This is a genomic window from Xenorhabdus bharatensis, assembly GCF_037996705.1.
In the GTDB taxonomy this organism is placed as follows: Bacteria; Pseudomonadota; Gammaproteobacteria; order Enterobacterales; family Enterobacteriaceae; genus Xenorhabdus; species Xenorhabdus bharatensis.
Genome location: NZ_JBBMXG010000084.1, coordinates 1 through 306 on the forward strand (window position 1 = coordinate 1; position 306 = coordinate 306).

At 35.3% G+C, this 306-nt stretch carries 1 protein-coding gene; it reads left to right on the forward strand.

Features of this window, described 5'->3' with window-relative positions:
- Positions 1-104 precede the first annotated feature (104 nt).
- On the forward strand, positions 105-281 hold the full coding sequence (locus AAC855_RS21320) for a hypothetical protein (RefSeq protein ID WP_193756917.1): 177 nt from the start codon (positions 105-107) through the stop codon (positions 279-281).
- The last annotated feature ends 25 nt before the right edge of the window (positions 282-306 follow it).

Sequence of the window (306 nt, forward strand, 5' to 3'; positions counted from 1 at the left end):
AAGTTCCGTGTTGATAAACCCAATTTGATGTTTACGGGCGGAAATGACCACACCGCCTTCATATTACTTAGCAAAATACTTTGTTGATTAAATGAGGGTTATATATGAATACTCAAGATAGTAAACCTGATAAGGCGACGAAAAAAGATAATGTATTTCCTGATACTCCAATCAGGAAAAAACAAACTGTCACACTAAATCAAGCTGAAAACAGTGTCAGTAATATCTTTGGCTTTGGCTACTCACATGCCAATTTTTTCAACAGCTACTTCGGAGCCTAATCTCATGACAAAAACATTTAAAGTT

Coding starts and splice junctions, on each gene's coding strand:
- AAC855_RS21320 (WP_193756917.1), top strand. CDS start 105: ATGAATACTCAAGATAGTAAACCTGATAAGGCGACGAAAAAAGATAAT.